Annotated in this window: 18 protein-coding genes and 2 pseudogenes; 6 read left to right on the top strand and 14 right to left on the bottom strand. The window is 65.5% G+C overall.

What is annotated here, in order from left to right; genetic code table 11:
• The first annotated feature begins 3 nt into the window (after nucleotides 1-3).
• Nucleotides 4-894 (top strand): LysR substrate-binding domain-containing protein, encoded by an 891-nt coding sequence (locus G9373_RS12995; RefSeq protein WP_005250530.1) that lies wholly within the window; start codon nucleotides 4-6, stop codon nucleotides 892-894.
• Between the two features lie 19 nt (nucleotides 895-913).
• On the opposite strand, the gene G9373_RS12990 is transcribed toward G9373_RS12995, so the two are convergent.
• Complete coding sequence (locus G9373_RS12990; protein WP_167115378.1) at nucleotides 914-1,753, bottom strand: aldolase/citrate lyase family protein; 840 nt, start codon at nucleotides 1,751-1,753, stop codon at nucleotides 914-916.
• An 87-nt stretch (nucleotides 1,754-1,840) separates the two neighbouring features.
• Nucleotides 1,841-3,289 (bottom strand): aspartate ammonia-lyase, encoded by a 1,449-nt coding sequence (locus G9373_RS12985; protein ID WP_133986759.1) that lies wholly within the window; start codon nucleotides 3,287-3,289, stop codon nucleotides 1,841-1,843.
• Between the two features lie 117 nt (nucleotides 3,290-3,406).
• On the opposite strand from G9373_RS12985, the gene G9373_RS12980 reads away from it, so the two are divergent.
• Nucleotides 3,407-4,801 (top strand): dicarboxylate/amino acid:cation symporter, encoded by a 1,395-nt coding sequence (locus G9373_RS12980; protein WP_167115375.1) that lies wholly within the window; start codon nucleotides 3,407-3,409, stop codon nucleotides 4,799-4,801.
• 118 nt (nucleotides 4,802-4,919) lie between these two features.
• Nucleotides 4,920-5,603, top strand: a complete 684-nt coding sequence (locus G9373_RS12975; protein ID WP_005250515.1) for a GntR family transcriptional regulator — start codon at nucleotides 4,920-4,922, stop codon at nucleotides 5,601-5,603.
• A gap of 112 nt (nucleotides 5,604-5,715) precedes the next feature.
• On the opposite strand, the gene G9373_RS12970 is transcribed toward G9373_RS12975, so the two are convergent.
• The 9 genes and pseudogenes from G9373_RS12970 to G9373_RS12930 form a co-directional block, all read right to left on the bottom strand.
• Nucleotides 5,716-6,918: a cytochrome P450 gene (locus tag G9373_RS12970; RefSeq protein ID WP_054246267.1), complete on the bottom strand. Its 1,203-nt coding sequence runs from the start codon at nucleotides 6,916-6,918 to the stop codon at nucleotides 5,716-5,718.
• A gap of 30 nt (nucleotides 6,919-6,948) precedes the next feature.
• Nucleotides 6,949-7,926, bottom strand: coding sequence for a PDR/VanB family oxidoreductase (locus tag G9373_RS12965; protein ID WP_005574634.1), 978 nt, complete (start codon nucleotides 7,924-7,926; stop codon nucleotides 6,949-6,951).
• 155 nt (nucleotides 7,927-8,081) lie between these two features.
• Complete coding sequence (locus G9373_RS12960; protein ID WP_005256569.1) at nucleotides 8,082-8,234, bottom strand: hypothetical protein; 153 nt, start codon at nucleotides 8,232-8,234, stop codon at nucleotides 8,082-8,084.
• Nucleotides 8,235-8,389: 155 nt separating this feature from the next.
• The gene (locus tag G9373_RS12955; RefSeq protein ID WP_005574635.1) at nucleotides 8,390-9,142 is read right to left on the bottom strand and encodes an IclR family transcriptional regulator; all 753 of its coding nucleotides are present in this window, start codon (nucleotides 9,140-9,142) and stop codon (nucleotides 8,390-8,392) included.
• A 27-nt stretch (nucleotides 9,143-9,169) separates the two neighbouring features.
• Entirely contained in the window at nucleotides 9,170-10,807 is a 1,638-nt protein-coding gene (locus G9373_RS12950; protein ID WP_054246260.1) for a hypothetical protein, read from the bottom strand.
• Nucleotides 10,804-11,730, bottom strand: a pseudogene (locus G9373_RS12945) (ABC transporter ATP-binding protein). The gene G9373_RS12950 and the pseudogene G9373_RS12945 overlap by 4 nt, the downstream one beginning before the upstream one ends.
• 8 nt (nucleotides 11,731-11,738) lie before the next feature.
• Nucleotides 11,739-12,440, bottom strand: a complete 702-nt coding sequence (locus G9373_RS12940) for a TetR family transcriptional regulator (RefSeq protein ID WP_005563603.1) — start codon at nucleotides 12,438-12,440, stop codon at nucleotides 11,739-11,741.
• Nucleotides 12,441-12,488: 48 nt separating this feature from the next.
• Nucleotides 12,489-12,878 carry a decarboxylase gene (locus tag G9373_RS12935; RefSeq protein WP_167115372.1) on the bottom strand — a complete coding sequence of 130 codons (390 nt, stop codon included), beginning with the start codon at nucleotides 12,876-12,878 and terminating at the stop codon, nucleotides 12,489-12,491.
• Between the two features lie 128 nt (nucleotides 12,879-13,006).
• Nucleotides 13,007-13,624, bottom strand: a complete 618-nt coding sequence (locus tag G9373_RS12930; RefSeq protein ID WP_005566469.1) for a hypothetical protein — start codon at nucleotides 13,622-13,624, stop codon at nucleotides 13,007-13,009.
• Nucleotides 13,625-13,951: 327 nt separating this feature from the next.
• On the opposite strand from G9373_RS12930, the gene G9373_RS12925 reads away from it, so the two are divergent.
• The gene (locus tag G9373_RS12925) at nucleotides 13,952-14,494 is read left to right on the top strand and encodes a hypothetical protein (protein WP_043789763.1); all 543 of its coding nucleotides are present in this window, start codon (nucleotides 13,952-13,954) and stop codon (nucleotides 14,492-14,494) included.
• A gap of 17 nt (nucleotides 14,495-14,511) precedes the next feature.
• Here the strand turns inward: G9373_RS12925 and G9373_RS12920 are convergent, their stop codons facing one another.
• Nucleotides 14,512-14,994, bottom strand: coding sequence for an SRPBCC family protein (locus tag G9373_RS12920; protein ID WP_005265147.1), 483 nt, complete (start codon nucleotides 14,992-14,994; stop codon nucleotides 14,512-14,514).
• A gap of 211 nt (nucleotides 14,995-15,205) precedes the next feature.
• On the opposite strand from G9373_RS12920, the gene G9373_RS12915 reads away from it, so the two are divergent.
• On the top strand, nucleotides 15,206-15,577 hold the full coding sequence (locus G9373_RS12915; protein WP_037208140.1) for a hypothetical protein: 372 nt from the start codon (nucleotides 15,206-15,208) through the stop codon (nucleotides 15,575-15,577).
• Between the two features lie 713 nt (nucleotides 15,578-16,290).
• Nucleotides 16,291-19,581: a protein kinase gene (locus tag G9373_RS12905; protein WP_054246263.1), complete on the top strand. Its 3,291-nt coding sequence runs from the start codon at nucleotides 16,291-16,293 to the stop codon at nucleotides 19,579-19,581.
• Between the two features lie 191 nt (nucleotides 19,582-19,772).
• On the opposite strand, the pseudogene G9373_RS12900 reads toward G9373_RS12905, so the two are convergent.
• Together G9373_RS12900 and G9373_RS12895 are read right to left on the bottom strand one after the other, a co-directional pair.
• Nucleotides 19,773-20,030, bottom strand: a pseudogene (locus G9373_RS12900) (transposase); the annotation flags it as partial.
• Between the two features lie 389 nt (nucleotides 20,031-20,419).
• Nucleotides 20,420-21,820 carry an ammonium transporter gene (locus G9373_RS12895; protein ID WP_005566461.1) on the bottom strand — a complete coding sequence of 467 codons (1,401 nt, stop codon included), beginning with the start codon at nucleotides 21,818-21,820 and terminating at the stop codon, nucleotides 20,420-20,422.
• Nucleotides 21,821-22,257 lie beyond the last annotated feature (437 nt).

Below are 22,257 nucleotides of genomic sequence, written 5' to 3'. Positions count from 1 at the left end.
GTCGTGGAACTCCGTCACCTGCACGCCTTTCTCGCGGTCGCGGAAGAACTGCATTTCGGCCGGGCCGCCGAGCGTCTCCATGTGGCGCAATCCCCGCTCAGCCAGACCGTGCGGGCCCTCGAACGGGAGCTCGGCACCGACCTGTTCGTCCGCACCACCCGCTCCGTGCGGCTCACTGCCGCCGGCGAGGCGCTGGTGGGTCCGGCGCGGACCATCGAGGCGCAGGTCGGGATCGTGCGGGGCATCGCGCAGGCGGCGGCCGCCGGGGAGACCGGCCGCGTCACCGTCGGCTTCGGCGGTGCAGGCGGCTACACGGTGCTGTCCGTTCTCGCCCGTTCCCTCGCCGACGCCTACCCCGGCATCGAACTCGACCTACGCCCGCAGATGTACTCGGGTGAGGTGCTCGACGCCCTCACCCGCGGAACCCTGGACATGGGCATCGTGGGGTTGCCGGTCCCGCGGGGCTTCGCCACCCACACCGTGCTCGAGGAGGCACTGATGGTGGCGGTCCCGGCCGGGCACCGTCTCGTCGACGCGGGCGCCGTCGTGCCGCAGGAATTGGCGAGCGAACGGTTCGTGATCTACCCCGCCGAACACGGTTCCGTGGTCCGCGACGCCACGCTCGCCCTGTGCGCGGCAGCGGGATTCGCCCCCGTCGTTGCGCACGAGGCGCCCGACCCGTACAGCCTGCTCGCAATGGTCGGCGCCGGTGTCGGCGTGGCCGTCGTGGTGGATTCGACGGCGCACCTCACGATGGACGGCGTCGAATACCTGCCCATCGCCGGCGACGCCCCCACCCTCCCCATCGCCATGGCCTGGCAGGACTCAAATCCCTCACCTGCGGTGCAGACGGTCACGCGGGTACTGCGCGACGTGATCGGGGAGGTCGGGTAGCCGGTGCACGCCGGCACGCTCAGACCGACACCGAGAAGACGTGGGCCAGGTGGGTGATTCGCAGGGCACGGGCGAGTTTCGGGCGATCGCTGCCGTCGGCGATGTTCTCGCCCTGCGCGCCGAGGTGTGCGATGACCTCGGCAGCCCATGCCACATCGCTCTGTAGCGGGGACAGTTCGCGATTGACGATCGCTGTGTGACCGACGTGCATGCACAGCTTGCCGGTCATGCCCATCGACCTGGTGACGGCCAAGGCCTCGGACAGATCGGGTTCGCCGGTCAGGCACGGGCCGTCGATGGGACCGGGGAGGCCGGCCGCCCGACTGGCGACGACGAGCCGTCCCCGCGCGTAGGCCAGCGCGCCGGGTTCGGCGCCCGCATCGGTGTCCCGACGGAAGTCTCCGGTGCCGAAGGCAATTCGGGTCATGGCGTCGGCCGAGGCGATGTCGAAGGCGAATTCGACGCCACGCGCCGATTCGACCAGCGCGAGGATCGGGGTGTGGGGCAGCTCGGCAGCCGTGCGATCGATGTCGTCCGCGGATTCGGTCTTGGCGAGCATCACACCACTCAGTCCCGGGAGCCCCCGGATCGCGTCCAGATCAGCGGTCCAGTCCGCGGTGGTGACGTCGTTGATGCGCACCCACCCGGTGCCCCCACCGGCGAGGAACTGTCTGACGGCGTCGCGGGCTTGTGTTTTCGAGGACGGAACGACACCATCCTCGAGGTCGAAGATCACCGCGTCTGCCGCCGAGTCCGCGGCTGCGGCGAACTCGTCCGGACGTGAGCCCGCGACCAGAAGCCAGGAGCGCGCATGTGTCGCGGGGACAATGGCGGCTTGTGCCGACGATGTGAGGGTCATCCGATTCTCGTTTCCTCTCGATGTGAACTTCTACTCGGGCGAGGACTGCGCTGTCCTGCATTCGAGGTGCTGGGTGTGATGCGTCGATCAGTGCGCGGCGACACCGGTGAGATGATCGAGTGCGGCGAATTCGCGGTCCACCGTGGGTGCGGTGAGCAGGCCGGCGAGTCTACGGGGGGACAGGATGTCGTCGACCTGCGCGCGCGTGAGCAGACCGTCGTCGACGGCGAGGTCGCCGACGTAGGCGCCGGTCGCCAGGGCCCTCTTGGCGATATCCGCGCTGGCGGCATATCCGATGAACGGCGAGAGCGCGGTGACGATGCCGATCGAGCGCCGAACACCCTGCTCGAGGCGGTCGCGGTTGGCGGTGATCCCGTCGACGCACTTCACAGCCAGGGTGTCCGATGCCGCGGCCAGGTGCGTCGTGGAGCGCAGCAAACTGTAGACGATGACGGGTTCGAACGCGTTGAGCTGGAGTTGCCCGCCCTCGGCGGCCATCGTGACCGTCAGATCGTTGCCGATCACCTCGAACGCGACCTGGTTGACCATTTCGGGGATGACCGGGTTGACCTTGCCGGGCATGATCGACGAACCCGCCTGGGCCGGAGGCAGATTGATCTCACCGAGCCCGGCGGTCGGCCCGGAGGAGGTGAGCCGCAGATCGTTGCACGTCTTGGACAACTTGACGGCGACCCGTTTGAGGATGCCGGAGACCTGCACGAATGCTCCGCAGTCCTGGGTTGCCTCGATCAGATTGCCGGCCGGGACGACCGGTTCACCGGTCAGCTCGCGTAGGTAGTTGCAGGCGAGCGCGGAGTACTCGGGATGGCCGTTGATCCCGGTGCCGATGGCGGTGCCGCCGAGGTTCGATTCCAGCAGCAGAAGCGCTCCCTCGGAGAGCCGGGCGCAGTCCTCGTTCAGCATGATCGAGTAGGCGGCGAACTCCTGCCCCAGGGTCATCGGTACCGCGTCCTGCAGCTGGGTGCGACCCATTTTGACGATGTCGTCGAATTCGATCGACTTGCGCTCGAATGACTCCGCGAGCCGACCGAGCGAGGCGATCAACAGTCGGAGATGCTCGACCAGCGCGAGTTTGATCGCGGTCGGATACACATCGTTGGTGGACTGCCCCAGGTTCACGTGAGTGAGGGGGTCGAGTTCGGTGTAGGCGCCGCGTCCGAACCCCAGGATCTCGAGTGCGCGGTTCGCGATGACCTCGTTGACGTTCATGTTCGACGAGGTGCCCGCTCCGCCCTGGATCGGATCGATCGGAAACTGGTCGAGCAGTGCCCCATTACGAATCTCCGTGCACGCGGCCACAATCGCATCGGCCCGCCGGTCATCGAGGAGGCCCAGGTCCCGGTTCGCCAGGCAGGCAGCCTGTTTCACCGTCGCCAACGCCGCGACCAGTGCCGGGTACTGACCGATGGTGGACCCGGTGATCGCGAAATTCTCCATCGCCCGGGCGGTGTGGACGCCGTAGTACGCCGCCGCCGGTACCGCCAGATCTCCGATCGAGTCGTGCTCGATCCGCACATCGCTGTCGCTCAACTTTTCCACCAACACCTAATTCGCCGTTCTACTTGACAGGGCCTATGACGTCGATCACTGTTGTCGCACAGTACACCACATCCAATATATTGGAGCCGTTGAATGACGACATCCCCCGCCATCCCTGCCGACTCGGCGACAGCGCCCGAGGACGCCGATACGTCTCGCACACCACGCAAGTGGTGGAAGTTCTGGAAGCTGCCGATCGGTGTGCAGTCACTGATCGCCGTCGGCGTCGGCGCACTCATCGGCACGTTCGCCCCCGCCGTCGGCGAGCAACTCAAACTGGCCGGCGACGTGTTCCTCAACCTGGTTCAGATGATCGTCGTCCCCTTGGTCTTCCCGCTCATCGTGCTCGGAATCGCGCGCATGGATTCGGCGAAGAAGGTCGGGCGCATGGCCGCCAAGGCGATCCTGTACTTCGAGATCGTCACCACGATCATCCTGCTGATGGCCGTCGCGCTGGCGAAGCTGCTCGACATCGGTTCCGGCGCCCCCGTCGCCGGCGCCGACGAAGCCTCCGTCGAGACCCTCGAGCAGGGCATCGACTTCCACGAACTACTCCTGCACGCTGTCCCGAAGAACGTCTTCGCCGCCTTCGCGGAGGGGAATCTGCTGGCAGTGATCGTGTTCGCCGGGTTCGTCGGCGTCGCACTCGCCGCGATCGGTGAGCAGTCGAAACCGATGACGTCCGTGCTCGACTCGCTCGCCAACGCGATGTTCAAGGTGGTCGGCTACGTCATTCGCCTCGCTCCCCTCGGGGTGCTGGGCTTCATCAGCTACGACGTCGCGCACTACGGGTTCGGGAACCTGTCGAGCCTGCTCGGCTTCCTCGCCGTCGTCTACGTCGGGATGGCGATCATCCTCGGCATCATCTTTCCGATCATCGCCGCGATCTTCCGCGTCGAGTACGTCACCATGCTCAAGGCCATCGGAAATCTGGTCGGACTTGCGTTCGTCACCCGCAGCTCCGAGGCAGTGCTCGCGCCACTGCTGCTCAAGCTCGAGGGGCTCGGCGTCAGCCGCTCGACGACCTCGTTCGTCGTGCCGCTCGGCTACTCGTTCAACACCGACGGCTCCGTCCTCTACCAGGCAGTCGCCCTGGTCTTCCTCGCCAACGCCTACGGCGTCGACACCTCGATCCCCACCCTGCTGCTGATGGTCGGCGTGCTGGTCATCCTGTCCAAGGGCATGGCCGGCGTTGCCTCCGCCTCGATCGTGGTGCTCATCGCCGCAGGTAACACCATCGGCCTTCCGGCCGAAGCCGTCGCACTCCTGCTGGGGGTGGACTTCATCGCCGACATGGCCCGCACCGCGGTCAACGTCGTCGGAAACTCCCTCGCCGCGACGGTGATCGACAAGTCAGAAGAGAAAGCCGAGGCGAAGGCCGGTCGGTCTGCGGCAACGCCCAGCTCCGTGCCGGCTACGGCCGGGGGCGAGCCTGGCGACGAACTCGGCGACACGGTTCTCGCCGGGCGACGCAGCGCGGATGGGTAGTCGGGGCCCGGACCATGAACAGTCGACGAAGACACACTCGGTATCGTCGCGACAAGGCGCCCGGCACTCACCCACGCGGCCCCCGGGAGCGTGCGGCGTGCAGAGTACAGTATCCAGTATGTTGCGTGATAATCCGGTGGAGCGCCCCCGCATGAGCGACGTCGCGTTCGAGCGGATCTGCGACGCGATCGTCACCGGTGAGCTCGCGCCCGGATCCAAGGTCAAGGACAGCGAGCTTGCCGAACATCTGGGCCTGAGCCGCACCCCGGTGCGCGAGGCTCTGACCCGGCTGATCGACACCGGACTCGTCGAGGCCAAACCCGCCGCCTTCACCCGGATCACCCCGCTGAACCGCGCCGATGTCGAGGCGACGCTGGCGGTGATGGAGGTCTTGGATCAGCTGGCCGTGAAAACGGGGGTGCCCAACCTCACCGACGACATGATCGACGTGATGCGCACCGCCAACGACGACCTCGCGCAGGCGATCAAGACCGACAACATCGGTGCGGCCCTCGCTGCGGACGACACCTTCCACGGCGTCATCGTCGACGCTGCCGGCAACCCACTGCTCAAGCGCCTCATGCACCAGGTGCACCCGCAGATTCACCGGATCTACTACCGCAAGTTCTCCAGCCTCCGCGGCTGGCAGGACGCCATCGAACACCACGACAACCTGATCACACTGTGCGCGGCCCGGGACGAAGCAGCGGCCGCCGAAATATCGTCACAACACCGACGATTCCTCGGCGGCCTGATCGGCGAACTCTTCGACATCGACGAGTCCACCTCCGCCACGTCGTAACCAGCTGCTCCTCCCGGCCGCCGCGGTGATCACCGCGGCGGCCGGGGGGAGCATCGTGTCGGCGGGACCGTCGGTGCGACGGTCAATACATACGTACGTATGGTTGTCTCGCCTACGCCAACCGCACCGTGACCGGCACGGATTCCCAGGACCGCAACGTGTTGTTGAGGTGTCGGTGCACCGGCCCGGCGATCTCCAGCGAGTCCACTCGGGATGCCAGTGCCGTCAGCAGTGCCTCCGATTCGAGCCGGGCGACGTGCTGGCCGACGCACTGGTGAATTCCCATCCCGTACCCCACGTGCCCGGACGGGTTGCGGCCCAGGTCGAACGCGTCCGGGTTCTCCCACCTGCGAGGGTCCCGATTCGCGGCGCCGAGAAACATCAGGATCTTCTTGCCGTCCGGGATGGTCGTGCCGCCGATCTCGGTGTCGCGGGTGGCGGTGCGGAAGAACGTCTGGACCGGCGACTCCCACCGGACCGCCTCGTCGAATGCGGTCCGGGCCAGCGTGCGGTTCTCCCGCAGCCTCGCCCACTGGTCCGGATGCGTCGCGAACGCGTAGAGCACGGCCGCGAGCCCGTTGACCGTGGTGTCCACCCCCGCCGTCAGCAGCGAGCGCACGACGAGCGGCGCCTGCTCGTACGTGATGTCGCCGCGGTCCGCCGCCGCCCAGATCTGCGCGCCGAACCCGTCGCCGGTGAGCGCGTTGCGAGCGCATTGCGCGTTGACCCAGCCCACCAGTTCGGCCACCCGCGGCGCCCCCTTCTCCACCAGACTGTTGACAGGACCGAAACTGTTGAATGCGTGGTCCCCGTACGGCAGCAGGTTCTCGCGTCCGGCATCGGGAATGCCGACGGCGTCCGGGAAGACCCGCAGCGGGAACGCGGCGGCGAGGGCGGTGACCGCGTCGAATTCGGTTGTGTTCGCGAGTAACTGGTCGACGAGGGCCTCCGCGTCCTGGATCCACGCTGCCCGCAGTTTCTGCAGCGCGCGGGGGCCCAGAATCTTGCTCAGCACCGCCCGCGGAGCGTCGTGGTGCGGCGGGTCGGCCTCGAGCAGGACACTCGGGGGACGCCACGGCGTTTCGTCCCGGAAATTGCTCAGGCCTACCCCGGCAGCGGATTGGAACGACTGCCAGTCGGTCAGCGCGGCATGGACCTGCTCGTAGCGCCCCAGCGCAAAGACGTCGTATCGCCGCAGGTACACGACTGGTCCGGCGTCCCGCAGGTCGGCCTGGAACGGTAACGGGTCCTGCAGGACGTCGAGGGCGAACGGGTCGGCGTCGCTGACGGGCAACGCGGGAGCGGGGGCGAACATCGTCACGGTGTGTCCCTTCGGGTGGGGGTGTCAGAGGTCGAGCACGAGGCGGTCGGAGCAGGACCGGGAGACGCAGATGAGCATGCAGTCGCCGGCGGACCGCTCCTCGTCGTCGAGGACGGAATCGCGGTGGTCGGGGGTGCCGGCGAGGACGGTGGTCTCACAGGTCCCGCACGTGCCCTCGCGGCACGAGGACAGGATGTTGACCCCGGCCGCCTGCACGGCGTCGAGGACGCTGGCGCCGGGTGTCACCGTCACCGCGAGGCCGGAGCGCGCGAGTTCGACCTCGAACGGTTCGTCGCGCAGCGGCTCGCCATGGTCCTTCGGGACGAATCGTTCGGTCCTCAGCGTGCCGACTGGCCTGTCCGCGCAACACTTTTCGACGGCGGAGAGCAGTGGCCCGGGCCCGCACACGTAGACCTTCGTGTCGTCGCCGGCGGCGGCAGCGGCGAGATGCGCCGACAGGTCGAGGTGGCCCTGCTCGTCCCGCGGCACGACGGACACCCGGTCGCCGTAGGTGGCGAGTTCGTCCCGGAACGCCATGGACGTGCGGGTGCGGCCGCCGTACAGAAGCTGCCAGTCGATGCCCATCAGCTCCGCCTGGCGGACCATCGGCAACAGCGGGGTGATCCCGATACCACCGGCGATGAACAGGTACCTCGGTGCGGGGACGAGCGGGAAGTTGTTGCGCGGACCGCCGACCCCGACGAGATCACCCTCCGCGAGTACGTCGTGGACGTACGCCGACCCGCCCCGGCCCGCCGGTTCCCGCAGCACCCCGACGCGGTAGCTGTACGCGTCCCACCGGTCGCCGCACAGCGAGTACTGCCGCGTCAGCCCGTTCGGGAGCAGCAGGTCGATATGGGCCCCCGGTGCCCAGTCCGGCAGGCGCCGCCCGTCGGGGTGGCGCAGGGTCAGTGCGACAACACCGTCCGCGACAAGCTCTTTGGCGACAACTCGCAGCGCCGCGTCTGCTGGCGCACCGGAAGAAACCGGGTTCTGTGGCATCTCGACTCCTCGATCTCGCGTTTGTTCGAGGATCTTCCGAGCCGGGGGTGAGCCGCCAGATCATTTTCAATAGTTGAAAGTCGGGATGTTACCGGGGTCACTCAACTGGGCGGAAGCTGTTCGCTGCCCGCCCGGACGCCGCCGAGGCTGAGTTATCAGGTGTGCGCCCTCCGGCTGATGTCCTTGTCGACGGCAGTGGCGATGTCGTGGACGAGCCGGGAGTGCCAGAGTTTGTGTGCCTCGAGGTCCGCGGTGAGCGCGTGGCAGTCCGGGCATTCCCGGGGGCTGGGTTGCGAGGTGCTTTCCATGATGCTGCGCTTTCTGGGAGAAGTGGTTCCGATTCCACCGTGGCACGGCCGGGGCGGATAGTCCACCGCGCACAGCCTCACAGACATTGGTCAGCCGCCCGCGCAATTGCGCCGGATTCCGGCAAATCCGTGGGCGTCTGCCACCTGGGCATGCCTCATTGCGGCGCCGCCGCCATCACGCGGGTGATGCCCTTCGCCGCCGCCTGAAGTACGGGGATCTGCGCGTACGCCTTCTCGTCGTTCGGCACGATGACCGACAGCGCGGCGACCACCTTGCCGTGGCCGTCCCGCACCGGGACCGCGACGCCCGTGGTGTCCGGGTAGAGGTGGCCGGCGCAGAGGATGTAGCCGTGCCGACGCACGTCGGCCAGGACTCCTCGCAGCTGCCGTGCAGTGCGAATCGTGTTGTCGGTGTACACCTTCAACGGCTCGTTCAGGATGCGCTCCTGAAGCTCCGACGGTCCGTGCGCGAGCAGGACCAGCCCGGACGAAGACACGTGGAGCGGCATCCGGCCCGCGATGCGCGTGTAATTGACCACGGCACCCGGTGCCGTGAGCCGCTCGATGAACAACACCTCGTCACCTTCGAGGACACCGAGCTGGGTGTGCTGCCCGACGACGGCGTGCAGGTCCTCCATGAACGGCATCGCCGCTTCCCTGAGCCCGAGAGTCGGGGACGCCCGCGACGCGACCTCCCACAGGCGGACCCCGATCCGCACCTTGCGTTCCTCACGCTCGAGCCAGCCGCACCCCACCAGTTCGTCGATCAACCGCGACGTCGTGGAGATGTGGAGACCCGACCGTCGCGCGATCTCGGACACCGTGAGCAACGAATCGTCCGAACGGAACGATTCGACTATCCGCACCGTCCGGGCCAGGACGGACTCACCGGTGTGCACACGTGCCATGCCTTCAGTGTGCACACCGGCCGGCGCTCACCGTAGGTCGCGCCGCCGGAACGCCGCGACGCCCACCCCGATCAGCACGACCGTGATCAGGAGCAGCCACACGATCGGCGTCGCCTCGAACTGCCCGCCCGGCAGCTTCGGGGCGTGGCTGAACGGCTCCAGATTCAGCACCGTCTGCGGGAACTGCGCGATCGACCCGACCATGAAGATCAGGAGGAACGCGACGAGCACGCCCCACGCCACCGGCGTGAACCGCGGGACCACACCGAACAGCAGGACCGTCACTCCGGCGAGCATCCAGATCGCGGGAAGCTGCACGAGCGCCGCCCCGATCACGTCGGGCAGGGCTCCCCCCACGTCGCCGATGGATGCGCCGTATGTGAGTCCGGCGGCCACTCCGGCCACGATCATCGCGACCGCAGGCCCGAGCAACGCGAACAGGATGTGGCTCGACGCCCACCGGACGCGGCCGACGGAACCGGCCGTCACGGGTTCGAGGCGCTGGGCGTTCTCCTCGGAATACAGCCGCAACGACGCGGAGATCGCGTAGGCCGCGGCGGCGACCGCGAGCATCGTGAACGCGTAACCGATGAACGATTCCTCCAGCGACTGCGAACCGCCCATCCGCGTGATGATGTCCCGGATCGTCTGGCTGTCGCCGACCTGGCCACCGATCCCCTTCGCGGCGCTGCCGATCAGCAGGCCGTACAGTCCGAGCCCGGCGGTCCAGGCCGCGAGCGTGCCGCGGTGCATCCGCCACGCCAGTCCCAGAGTTCCGGCGAGCGCCGGCGACGCGTCCGTGGGGCCGGGGCGTTCGGCGATCAGGCCGGCGCCGACATCGCGTCGGCGCAGGAGAGCGTATGCCGCCCAGGTGAGTACGACTGCCGTGACGAGGCTGGGGACGACCACCCACCAGCGTTCGTCGGCATACGGACGGATCTGCAGGTCCCAGCCGAGCGGTGACAACCACGACAGGGTGCCGGACCCGGCGTCACCGACCGCGCGCAACGCGAACGCGACCCCGAGCACCGTCAACGCGACGCCGCGCGCGACGCGGGCGCCGGTACTCACCTGCGCCGCAACGGCTGCGACCGCCGTGAACACCAGACCGGAGCAGGCCAGTGACGTCCCGAACGCGACCGAGCCGCCCACCGGAAGGTCCCGGGCGAGCAACGCTGCCGCACAGAGAATCCCGGTGACGACGGAGGCGCCGCCGGCGAGGAGCAGCGCCGCGGTCAGGCCCGAGTACCGTCCGACGGAGGTCGAGTCGAGAAGCTCCGCCCGGCCGGTCTCCTCCTCCGCGCGGGTGTGCCGGATGACCGTCAAAATCACCACCAGCCCGATCAGCGTGTAGTAGATACCGGCCTTCCAGACCCCCACCGAGCCGAGGCTGGAGTTGAAGATCGGGCCGTACATGGCGATCTGCGCGGGGCTGGCCGCCGTGGTGGCCGCGAACTCTGCCAGCTGAGCGTCGGAGGTGTAGATGTCGGCGATGCTCGCGACGTACAGCGCGGGCGCGAACGCGAAGATCAGGATCCACAGCGGCAGCGCGATCCGATCCCGGCGCAGGAACAACCGCAGAAAGTGCCGTGTCCCCGTGAAATCCGAGGAAGACACCGGCGCCGGCTCCACGGGCCGGTACCGGGACACCGTGGCGGTACTCATGCCCGCACCTTCTCCACCGTGTCGGACGACGTCGTACCGTCGTCGATCTCGTAGTGCCGCAGGAAGAGTTCTTCGAGGGTCGGCGGCTGACTGACGAGGCTGCGTACTCAGGTGTCGCCGAGCACCCGGATGAGCTCGCCGAGATGTTCGCTGTCGACCTGGCAGTGCAGCGTCGACCCGTCGAACTCGATGTCCGCCACGCCGTCGATGCGGCTCAGATCGCCGGGGTCACCGAGAAGTTCGGCAGTGATCGACGTACGGCTGAGATGCCGCATCGACGCCAGTGTCCCGGATTCGACCGTACGTCCCGACCTGATGATGGTGACCCGCTCACACAGCGCCTCCACCTCGGACAGGATGTGGCTGGACAGCAGCACCGTCACCCCGCGGTCGCGGGCCTCGGCGACGCATTCCCGGAAGACCTGTTCCATCAACGGGTCCAGGCCCGACGTGGGTTCGTCGAGCAGCAGCAGGCGCGCGTTCGAGGAGAACGCCGACACCAACGCCACCTTCTGACGATTGCCCTTCGAGTACGCGCGGCCTTTCTTCCGGGGGTCGAGGTCGAAACGCTCGATCAACTCCTGTTTGCGGGTTTCGTCCAGCCCGCCGCGCATCCGGGCGAGGAGGTCGATGGTCTCGCCGCCGGACAACGACGGCCACAGCGTCACGTCGCCCGGGACGTACGCCATCTCGAGATGCAGGGCGACGGCATCGCGCCAGGGATCGCGTCCGAAGACGGCCGCCTCACCGCTGTCGGAATGGAGGCTGCCGAGGAGGACGCGGATGGTGGTGGATTTTCCGGCGCCGTTCGGCCCGAGGAACCCGTGCACCTCCCCTTCGCCGACCTCGAGGTCGAGTCCGTCCAACGCCCGGGTTCGTCCGAACGTCTTCACCAGGTTGCGCACTTCGATGATCGCACTCATAGCTGCTCCTAGTTCGGGGAGTCGGTATGTTCTGCGGGAGCCGCCGCCTGCGCGGCACCGTCTTCGGTGGCCAGGTACGCCTCGAGCGTCGACGAATCCGGCAGCAGGCCTTCGGTGTACATCTCGAGGGCGGGCAGCGTGACGTCGGTGGCGAGGTCGCGGATGGCCGTGGCGTAGTCGAGCGGAGCTTCCTTGTCGGCGCGCATCTGCAGGTAGAGCAGCATGGCGCCCACGTTGTAGAGGGTGAGGTAGCGCGCCCGCGCCTTCGGGTTGCGGCTGGGCCGGACAGTTCCGGCTGCCACTCCCAACGCGAGATACTGCTCGGTGTCCTCCACCATGTGCTCGAAGAGGGATTCGCCGAGGCCTCCGCCCGCCTGAAAACTCCGCACGATGTACGCGACGAGCGGGGCGTACTGCTCGATCTCGGCGAGGGCGTGCATTGCGCCCGCCGGCCCGGGCGTCGAAATCGCCTCCGTCTTCTGCTCCCGGATGATCCGCAGGACGTGCTCGTCGCATTCGGCGCGCAGGCCGTCCTTCGAACCGAAATGGTGGATCACCAGACCAGGTGACACTCCGGCTGCGGTGGCGATCGCCCGTACCCCGGTGCTGAAGCCGTGATTGCCGAACACCGTGATGGCCGCGTCGCGCACTCGGGCGCGCGTGGTCAGATCGGGTTGCGGGACCTCGGAACCAGCACTGGTTGAACGCATGTTTAATACGCTAAACGCGCGTTCAACCGCACGCAAGGGGTGAGGGCGTCAAGATTTCGTCAAGGCGGGAAGACCCGGCTCGGCCGGGCGCCCGGTGAACGCGACGCTCGGGCGGGGATACCGGTTGCGGGCACAGGCCTCGTCCAGCGCCTCGTCGACGACCTCCCTCAGATCGGCCCGATCGTCGTCCTGCAGGACCAGTTCCGTCAGGATCACCCCGTAGTCGCGCCGGACCTGTTCCATCAGCCCGATCGCGTCGTCGATGGCCCCGGAACCGGCAGAGCAGCGGAAACCGATCAGCCGCAGTTGCGGCTGCTCCAACACCGCACGCAGCGCGTCCTCGATGCTCGAGTTATCCGTGCCGAGTGCCGAGAGGTCGAGCACCGTGTTCTGCCGTGGCTGCTCGTGCACGAACCGGTGGGGAAGATGAAGCGTCATCGGAACCTCCTCGGGGATTCAGTTCCAGATCTACCCCCGACACGCGAGGTCGCGGCCGTTCTTGACGGCACCATGACTCCGCGGGCCGCGATCCTGACGCGGTGTTGGCGCCGCGGGGGTCGCCGTCCCTATGCCGTTGCCTTCTCGACCGCGTCGCGCGTGAGGCCGGCCAGCTTCTCGACATTCTCGGTGGTAGCCGGATAGCCGGCCGAAGTGACCCCGATGACGTACTCGCCGGCGAGCGCGCCGTACCCGATGTGCGTGTCGTCTCCCTGCGTCACGGAACCGGCGAATGCCTTGTCGCCGACGTCGGCCGGCGCCGGTAGCGCCGCGAAACCCGGGACGACTTCACTGTTGTCGATCGCCTGCTCGAATGCGGTCGCGGCCGCGTCGGGGCTGGGATATCGATCGACGGAGACGGTTACCCTTCTGCCGTCGCCCCCTTCGTAGATCACCATTCTCGTCGCGTCGGGGGTGCCGGACGCAGTGGAGTTCTCGCTCGTCGCCGTCTGCTGTTCTATCTCCGGGAAGTACGTCTGTACGACGTCCAATCCCACCAGAGCCTCCTGAGGCAACAGGATCGCCTCGGATGTCGACGCCTCCGGCTGCGATTCGGCATCAGACTGCGTGTCCTGCTGCCCACACCCACCCGCGAACAGGACTCCGGCCAGGATGGTCACGAGGATGGCGAGAGGGGCGCTACTGCCGATCCTTTCCACGCGGTACCGCTCCGCTGATTGCACCATGCTCGATACCCCCTGTTGCTCGGGACAATGCCTCGTCGTGTGGCCAATTGGTAGCTGACCGACCGGAACTCGCACGGCACCAATTCTCGCCGATCCGGATGCCGTGGACAATCACCTCGCTACGTTCGGCCGTTCCGCAAGCTCACCGGGGTCGATGTCAGAACGGGTTGTAGATCCAGACGCCGCGGTAATCGGTGACGGCCGAATACGGCTGTGTGAGTGGCGTCCAGCTCGCACCGTCTGTAACAGATCCCGTCCCACTTCCGAAATGGAGTTGGGGGGCGACAGACGTCTCAATTCTCGCGGTCACGAAGGAATGGAGCGCTCATGAACAAGCAGCTGGGACGACGGGTCTGTGCTGCGGCACTGACTGCTGTCGGACTGGGAACCGCAGTGGCGACCGGAGGAGGCGCTGTCGCGAGTGCTCAGCCCGCGCCACCGACATCGACGACAATGACGTGCTCGAGCGCGAATCCCCTCGTCTGGGCACCGCCGTTCACGTGGACCATCAACGCCGCGTCCGGGGAGTCGCTGCGACCGGGTGGGTCTGCACTGGAGCCGGCAATCCTGCTCAGCGGCGGCAACGAACTTCCGACGCCGCCCGGCGGCCTCATCCCGAGCATCGGCGTCAACTGGTACGGCACGCGGGTGTCGGTCGACTGGCACAACACGACAACCGGCGCGACCGGACACAGCGTCAGCGATGAGGCGGCCTGGCAGCAGAAGCCCGGCATCCCGATCAACCGAACCTGGACGGGAACCGGGACGGTGGCGTTCACCGTCACCGTCCAGACCGGCGCGGGATGGTGGTTCGTCAATTCGCAAAACGCCGTTTGCCAGGGAACGATTTCCGTCGTGCCCGGTCGGTGACATCGGACGTCCCTCGGCTACAGGTCAGGCGAGGGACGTTCACCGTTCGCCTCGGCGAGTTCGGCGAGCCTCTCGACAGAGGCCAGAAGCTTGTCCGACGTGGTGGCCCGGGCCCGCGCGAGGCGTTTCTCGTCGGTCAATCGCGACCATTCGTAGGTATGCGTGACACGGACGTGCGCCTCGTCGACTCGGTCGAGTTCCCAGCGCCACAGATGCCCCGGTGGCTGATCGCCCTGCACCGAGGGCAGCCAGGCAATCAGTTGCCCCTCCGCGAATTCCACCACGTGGTTGTCGCGGATGCCGCCGTTCGTGAGCGTCATGGTGAACACGTCACCGACGGCGCGCACCCGCTGCCCGGCCGCGGCCTCGGCCAGATTGTCGTTGCCGTCCCACCGCGGCTGTTGCGCCGGGTCGGCAATCAGTTCGAAGACCGTCCGCGCCGGGGCCGCGATGATGCGGCTGGCAGTCACGACGGTGGGAATCCCATTCTCCTCGGTCATAACTCGATCAAACCATGACGAGTCGCCAGATCTCGAGCACCATGCCTCGTTGCGCACTCGGCAAGTCGATGTCGATCAGCGGACTCGTGCCGGCCGGCCTCGACGAGACGACACGGCAGTGCGGTTTCATTCGGCTGCACGCTTCGTGCGGGTGGGCGACAGTAGCGTCGCCGATCGGGACAGTCCAGACAACCAGGGAAAGGGCACAACCATGGGCAATTTTCGACGTACGGCAGTGGCGGGAGCCATGATCGCGGGACTGATGACTGCCGGGGCGGCAACGGCGTCCGCCGCTCCGTTCGGCTCCCTCGGCGACGGACCCGACCTCGTGATCACGCAGGCGAACGCCGAGGGTGTCAACGCATGCGCCGTGCGTGTCACGAACGAGGGCGACCGGACCGCCACCGGAGTCACGGTCCACACTCCGCTCGTTTACGAGAGCAGGAACCTCGGCACGCTCGCCCCCGGCGAATCGAAGATCGCCGAATACTTCGATTGCGGATTCTCGGAGCGCATCTTCTACTTCGCGACGACGAGCGGCGAAACGAATTGGGCCGACAACTTCCTGTACATCGAACTCTGAGCGCCGGGGTCGCCGGGAGCGTGGGCCCACGGCCTGGTCAGCTCCCGGAAGCCGCGGATGTCTCCCCTGAATCCGGGCTCCCCCCGTACAAGATCGAGGTCAGAGACCGTATCGGCTGCGCAAACGCATGGCCCATGGTCGCCTGCGACGCGCCAGACGAGGACGTTCCCGACCAGTCACCCGCGTCGAACCTGGCACCACCCTGGTCGAGCCCGGCGGCACAACCCTCTACGGTCCCGCCCCCGCAACCGTCAGCTCCCAGCAGGTCGCCACCATCCACCAGGTCAACTACCCCTTCGAGCCCGACGACGGAGTGATCTCCCACCCACTCGATCCCGAAGTGCCCTGGATGTGGCCTACCACCGAGGCCGACCCACTCGTCCTAGCCTCTACACCGGGCACCGCCTCGCTTGTCCAGACAATACGGCAAATGCCGTTTTCGATCGGTGGAGTAAGACCGGTTCGGGGCGAGGTTCGGAAATTGTCCCGGATGCTGTCCAGGAAGTCGCTGAGGAGGTTCCGCAACGCCGCGGCGTCCGGCCACCGCGATTGTTCGTGACGCGGCGATGCGTGACCGAGATGCTGCGAGGAATCGGTGATTGTTCGCTCAAAGGTTCCGATCATGCGCGATATCCTTGGAGGACTCTGCAGAGGTGATTGAGGTGGCAGGTACGTTCGGGCGTTACGTGATAGATATGCCGACGGAGTGAACCATGCCGCCGGCTGAGAACGATCCGTTATCGACCCAACGCGACGAAGTGCACGTCGTCGCTACGGAGCTCCGAGACGCCGGATTCGACGACCCCCGAGAGATCGGCCGCGGCGGGTTCGGTGTCGTGTTCCGGTGCCGGCAGCGTTCCCTCGATCGCACGATTGCCGTGAAGGTGATGACCTCGGAACTGGACGACGAGAACCGCGCCCGGTTTTTCCGGGAACAGCGGGCGATGGGACGACTCACCGGCAACCCCAACATCGTGAACGTGCTGCAGGTGGGCACCACGGGAAGTGGGCGGCCGTACCTGGTGATGCAATTCCATGCCCAGGGCTCACTGCAAGCATGGATTAGCCGTCAGGGTTCACTTCCACTGGACGAGGCTCTCCGGATCGGGATACGTATCGCCGGAGCATTGGAGAGCGCCCACCGCCTCGGGATCATTCACCGCGACGTCAAACCTGCGAACATCCTGCTCACCGACTATGCCGAGCCTGCATTAACCGATTTCGGCATTGCACATATACCTGGCGGATTCACCACCACCAAGCGTGTAATCACCGGATCGCCCGCCTTCACCGCACCTGAAGTGTTGCGGGGGGACGAGCCGAGCGCGGCGTCCGACATCTACGGTCTCGGCGCCACCGTATTCTGCGCCCTCACTGGTCATGCCGCATTCGAACGTCGCAGCGGAGAGAACATGATCGCGCAGTTTCTGCGGGTCACGACCGATCCGGTCCCAGACCCACGGATCGCCGGAATCCCCGATGACGTCAGCACCATTATCGAACGTGCAATGTCTGCCGAGCCACACCAGCGCCAGCCCACTGCTGCTGCGTTCGGTGACGAACTTCGGGGCATCCAGGCACGCTACGGATTTCCGATGGATGTGATGGCGGTCCGCGTCGAAGCGGGAGGTGGGTCCGCCGGGTCGCACGCCGGCACGAGAGAGCATCGATCGCACTCCATGCCCGGTGTCGGCAAGTCCGCGCAGGGTGATCTTCCTCTGGAGTTGACCAGCTTCGTCGGTCGTCGTCACGAACTCGCTCAGGCACGACGACTGCTCGGGGTGTCGCGCCTTGTCACCCTCACCGGTATCGGTGGGGTCGGCAAGACTCGGCTGGCGCTGCGTGTGGCGGCGAAGGTACAGGCAGCGTTCACTGACGGTGTGCGGATCGTCAAGCTCGGTGCCGTCGAGGACGACTCGCTCGTCGTGGTCGTCGTCGCATCCGAACTCGGGCTACGCAATCAGACGGCGCGACCGCTCATCGAGATTCTTCAAGAGTTTCTGGGCTCGCAGAAGTTGCTTTTGGTGCTCGATAATTGTGAGCAAGTGCTGGAGAAGACGGCAGAAGTCGTCGACCAACTTTTGCACTTCTGTCCCAACCTCTATGTCCTCACCACCAGCCGCGAGCCACTGGGAATCAGCGGGGAAGCCGTTCTTCGCGTTCCACCACTCAGCGTCCCCATCGACAGCCGCCCGACGACACCGGAAGGCCTTCCCCAGTTCGACGCCGTAAGGCTGTTCGCCGACCGGGCCGCTGCTGCCGTTCCCACCTTCGCTCTGACCGAAGACAACACGAGCACGATCGCGCAGATCTGCCGGCAACTGGACGGTCTGCCCCTACCGATCGAGTTGGCGGCCGCACGATTGCGGGCGATGTCCCCCGAGCAGATTCGGGATCGGCTGAGGGACCGCTACGAAGTGTTGTCCCGCGGGCACTGGGCCGGACCGCCGAGACAGCGAACGATGCGATTGTGTATCGACTGGAGCTACGAGCTGTGCTCACCGCAGGAACGACTGGTGTGGTCCCGGTTGTCGGTGTTCGCTGGTCACTTCGAACTCACCGCGGCCGAGACTATCTGCAGCCGCGACATCTCGTCCGACGAGTTCCTGGACACGCTTACCTCTCTGGTGGACAAGTCGATCCTGATGCGGGAAGAGGTAGGCCGGGATGTGCGATTCCGGATGCTCGAGATCCTGCGCGTCTACGGCAAAGAGAAGGCGCAGGCGTCGGGCGAACTTCAGCAACTGCGCCGTGAGCATCGAGAATGGTGTCGGCAGCTGTCCGCTGGCGCGGCAGCCGATTGGATCAGCCCTCGTCAACTCGAGTGGATCACGCAACTGACCCGTGAGCAGTCGAACCTACGTGAGGCAATGGAGTTTTCCGTGGGCGACGCCCCCGAAAAGGGTCTCGATATCGCGTCTTCTCTATTCGCGTTCTGGTTCTCCCACAGCCTGTTCAACGAGGGCAGATACTGGCTCGACCGTCTACTGGCGTGCGAGACAGGGCAGTATCCCGCCACCAGGATCAAAGCGCTCTACGCTGCGAGCTCGCTCGCCGCGGTACAGCGAGACTTCGACACTGCGTCGACCGTATTGGAGGAGGCACGCTCGCTGGCCGAGGAAACGACAAACCCCGTTGCCGACATTTTTCTCGCCCGCGCCGAAGGCGTGGTCGGAGTCTACAAGGGCGACCTCACGCCTGCGTGCGCCGAACTCGAAAAGGCGCGCGCCGCATTGTCCACCGATCATGATCTCACACAACATGTTTGGATCCTCGTGATGCTAGGTGTGGGTTACGATCTACTCGGAGAGTCTAATCAGGCGATCGCGTGTTTCAACGATGCTCTTTCCATTACGGAAGCTCACGACGAGACCATGTACCGGTCGTACACCCTGTGGGCGATGGGCGTGGCCATCATTCGCCGAGGCGAGTTGGAACTGGCGAGCAGACTTCTGAAAGAAGCGTTGGTACTGGTTCGACGTGTGGACGACCGCTTGGCCGCGGCGGTGTGCCTCGAGGCGCTCGCGTGGACAGCGGGCGAGGAGCGACAGTTTCAACGATCCGCCACACTTTTGGGCGCCGCGGAGAACTTCGCGCATTCCGTCGGGAGTAGCCCACTGCTGTTCACCGCCCTCAACGAGCAACACGATCGATGTGTGACCGACGCCTCTCGCGAACTCGGCTCCAGCACCTTCAGCGCAGCTCGTAGCAAGGGCAGCCAGTTCGACGCGGATGGCGCAATCACCTACGCGCTCGAGGAGGAGGCTGTGGAGTCAACGCAACGACCGCACTCGTCACAATCCGGCCAGCCGTCTGTCCGGTTGACCAAACGTGAACGCGAAGTCGCTGCGCTCGTCGCCGAAGGGCTAACCAATCGCCAGATCGCGACCAGACTGACCATATCGCCGCGGACCGCACAGGGTCATGTGGAACACCTCCTCACCAAACTCGGATTCAACTCGCGCGCCCAGATCGCGGCATGGTTCGTGACCGAGAACGCGTGAGCGTGTTGTAGGGGGAAGGTTCGGTCTCCGCCCCCGAGGTCGCCCATGACGACGAGGCTGGCACCGGAAGCGTTCCTCGTCGCAGCATCACGCGGATGGTGCGACGAACTGGATCCAAGTCTCACCAGCGCCTCGTAGCCCACGAAGGCGGCCATTGCGTGACTATTCGAGAGACCGTCTCGAGTCACTCGACGAGCGACCGCGAGTGGGTTGACCGCGTACACCTGGTATCCGGCCGCCGTCAGCGCCTGCACCCGCAGGCCGCGGTCGGTTTCGAAGCCGACCACGACCTGCCCTGTCTCTTCGGGACGGGTGGCTACCAGTTCGTGCAGTTCACGGCTGCCGGCCAGCCCTTCCGGCAGCCGAACGCGACGACGGCCGCCGGTCGACGTCATCCATCAGGTGAACGTCGTGATGGTCTTCGCCCAGTCGTCTCCGACGAAGATCATCGATCGCCTCTTTCAGTTCTCCTAGGATGGGTGAAAGCTGTTCGAGCCCAGAGGCACCCGGCGACAACCTAACGGATCAAAGCTCACACGACACCACACCCCATCAGCGCTACAGGCGACCTCACCGACCGGCCAGGGCACGATCCAACCCTGGCAATCGACGCTCACTCCGGGCGCAAACAGTGCTCACCGGCCGGCGGCTCAGTGATCACCTTTCCCGGGACAATCCGTGACCTGTCGAAGGCTCGTTGATCGACTTCCATCAGGTGCGCTGAACAGCACCGGATCGGCGATGAACGCGTCGTGTTGGCGATCTGTTGGCGATCCCAACCTCGCATCCTGGTGACGCGTTCATTCAGCTCAGGCGAATGGATAGTTCTAGCGTGCCGTCAAGGCACTAAGCTGACCTCGGCAGCCGGTTCGTCGGATACGTCAGCTTGTTGTAGCCCTGCAGGTGTCCGGTCAGGATATGCGACCTCGCCAATGACTGCGCGATCCAGTTTCGCCTCCAGGCCTTCATCGACTCGCCCGTCACGCAGCCCGATGGTCTTCTCGACCACGAAGACCACGAGAAGCGCCGACGCGAGACCGAACGCCAGGAAAACGATAACTCCGTACAATTGATGTCCGATGTTGATCGAGGCGTGCTGGAAGGCATACTCACCCTGGGTAATTCCAAAGTAGCCACCCTGCTTGACGCCACCTGCCAACACCGCGGTCATCAAAGCGCTGTAGATGCCCGGGCCCAGCGTAAGTGGTACAACTTTGACGTCGTCCAGCCGGAGCCTGATCATCAGTTTGTAACCGCCGAGCAGGATGAAGGGCGCAAACACGGCGGTCAGACCTGCCTGCCAGGGCTTGACGACGTCGATCAGCCCCGACACCGAAATCCAGCCGGCCACCGGTGACACCAAGAAGAAGTACGGGTGTTTCCCTATCTTCCAGACCAGCAGGCCGCCGATCGCCGAGGCCGCGAATGCCATCATGAGATTCGTGACAATCAGCCCCATGCCGCTCTCGTTGAGGGTGATCCCGAAGTATCCCGATCCGGGTACCAGGTACCCGTTGGTAAGCGCGTAGCCGCAGATTCCGGCAAGGAAGAGTACCATTCCGACCACTACGTACAACATGTTGTGCGGAATCGCAGGCTCGGTCGTGGTGCCGTCGAAAACACCCACCCTTGGCCTGGCTCGCCACACCAATATGAACGCCCAACACCCAAGCAATATATAGAAGAATGCACCGCCGAAGTCGTGGGTACCGGCGTTGGACAGCGGCCCGACAGAGCCGTAGACCAGGTACCCAGCGACCGGGATGACTACAGCCCCGAAGAGTAATGCGATCAACGCCAAGGAACTTGTTTTGACCCGTTCGATCACAGACCCGGCCAACAGCGCCGCGAAGAAGGCGGCGAAGAGAATGAAGAGCGCGTAAAAGGCCTGGAAGGAGTCAGCATTCGGCACGACCGCTGGGTCGAGATCCTGGGGTAGGGTGTTGATGCCCGTTCCTCCGAGCCACCACGACTTGATCGCCTGGCCGAGCGGATTTGCAACACCGAAAGCCTGGTTGAACTGCGTGACCCAGATGGCGAATCCGATCAGTGACATACCCGCCGCAGCAACGAATGCAGCGACAAGCTTTTGCGTCAACGTGTGCATCACGTTTCCTGCACGACTGAGGCCTGCGTCGAATAGAAGTATCCCGGCTATGGCCAGCAAGATGGCGATCAGCCCGATAATGTAGACCACCGTCGGAAACTGCGCCGCCATAGAAACTTGATCAAGGTACATTGGCATCCTTCTACCTGAGAGTGGAGCGGTAAGACGCGGTTGCCTCGTGATTCCATAAGAGATTCCTTGCCAAAGGAACCATCTATACGAATCAGGCCAGCCCTGTACGGCGTGCCGCTCAAATTTCTCACGATGTGTGAGACGTTTCTGAGTCTGTTCCCCCACTGGATGCGCGGTGACCTCGAGTGCAACGATTACCGCGCAACTTCGTTTGATCTTGGATAGAGCGATTTTTCGAGTGAGTTTCGTCCTCGACCTTAGAGATCTGTTTCGATGACGACTGCGGAGTTCATGTCGCGTTCCCACTGGTTCGCCGCATAGTGCTCACCATCGTGTGACGACCAGCTTCTGATCGGTGAAGAAATCCAACGGCGCAGCACCACACACATGCAGGTCACCGTAGAACGAGGCACCGTACCCGCCCATCGTCACATTCG

It is taken from the genome of Rhodococcus sp. A14, from assembly GCF_011603105.1.
In the GTDB taxonomy this organism is placed as follows: domain Bacteria; phylum Actinomycetota; class Actinomycetes; order Mycobacteriales; family Mycobacteriaceae; genus Rhodococcus_F; species Rhodococcus_F opacus.
Note: the sequence above shows the minus strand (reverse complement) of the source record. Positions and strands in the feature narration are given on the sequence as shown.

What these genes read in the sequence shown, in the direction of transcription:
- G9373_RS12935 (WP_167115372.1), bottom strand. Translation starts at nt 12,878, where the DNA reads ATGACGCTTCATCTTCCCCACCGGTTCGTGCACGAGCAGCCACGGCAG.
- G9373_RS12960 (WP_005256569.1), bottom strand. Translation starts at nt 8,234, where the DNA reads ATGGAAAGCACCTCGCAACCCAGCCCCCGGGAATGCCCGGACTGCCAC.
- G9373_RS12905 (WP_054246263.1), top strand. Translation starts at nt 16,291, where the DNA reads ATGCCGCCGGCTGAGAACGATCCGTTATCGACCCAACGCGACGAAGTG.
- G9373_RS12975 (WP_005250515.1), top strand. Translation starts at nt 4,920, where the DNA reads ATGTTGCGTGATAATCCGGTGGAGCGCCCCCGCATGAGCGACGTCGCG.
- G9373_RS12955 (WP_005574635.1), bottom strand. Translation starts at nt 9,142, where the DNA reads ATGGCACGTGTGCACACCGGTGAGTCCGTCCTGGCCCGGACGGTGCGG.
- G9373_RS12925 (WP_043789763.1), top strand. Translation starts at nt 13,952, where the DNA reads ATGAACAAGCAGCTGGGACGACGGGTCTGTGCTGCGGCACTGACTGCT.
- G9373_RS12930 (WP_005566469.1), bottom strand. Translation starts at nt 13,624, where the DNA reads ATGGTGCAATCAGCGGAGCGGTACCGCGTGGAAAGGATCGGCAGTAGC.
- G9373_RS12915 (WP_037208140.1), top strand. Translation starts at nt 15,206, where the DNA reads ATGGGCAATTTTCGACGTACGGCAGTGGCGGGAGCCATGATCGCGGGA.
- G9373_RS12920 (WP_005265147.1), bottom strand. Translation starts at nt 14,994, where the DNA reads ATGACCGAGGAGAATGGGATTCCCACCGTCGTGACTGCCAGCCGCATC.
- G9373_RS12895 (WP_005566461.1), bottom strand. Translation starts at nt 21,820, where the DNA reads ATGTACCTTGATCAAGTTTCTATGGCGGCGCAGTTTCCGACGGTGGTC.
- G9373_RS12970 (WP_054246267.1), bottom strand. Translation starts at nt 6,918, where the DNA reads ATGTTCGCCCCCGCTCCCGCGTTGCCCGTCAGCGACGCCGACCCGTTC.
- G9373_RS12965 (WP_005574634.1), bottom strand. Translation starts at nt 7,926, where the DNA reads ATGCCACAGAACCCGGTTTCTTCCGGTGCGCCAGCAGACGCGGCGCTG.
- G9373_RS12940 (WP_005563603.1), bottom strand. Translation starts at nt 12,440, where the DNA reads ATGCGTTCAACCAGTGCTGGTTCCGAGGTCCCGCAACCCGATCTGACC.
- G9373_RS12980 (WP_167115375.1), top strand. Translation starts at nt 3,407, where the DNA reads ATGACGACATCCCCCGCCATCCCTGCCGACTCGGCGACAGCGCCCGAG.
- G9373_RS12990 (WP_167115378.1), bottom strand. Translation starts at nt 1,753, where the DNA reads ATGACCCTCACATCGTCGGCACAAGCCGCCATTGTCCCCGCGACACAT.
- G9373_RS12950 (WP_054246260.1), bottom strand. Translation starts at nt 10,807, where the DNA reads ATGAGTACCGCCACGGTGTCCCGGTACCGGCCCGTGGAGCCGGCGCCG.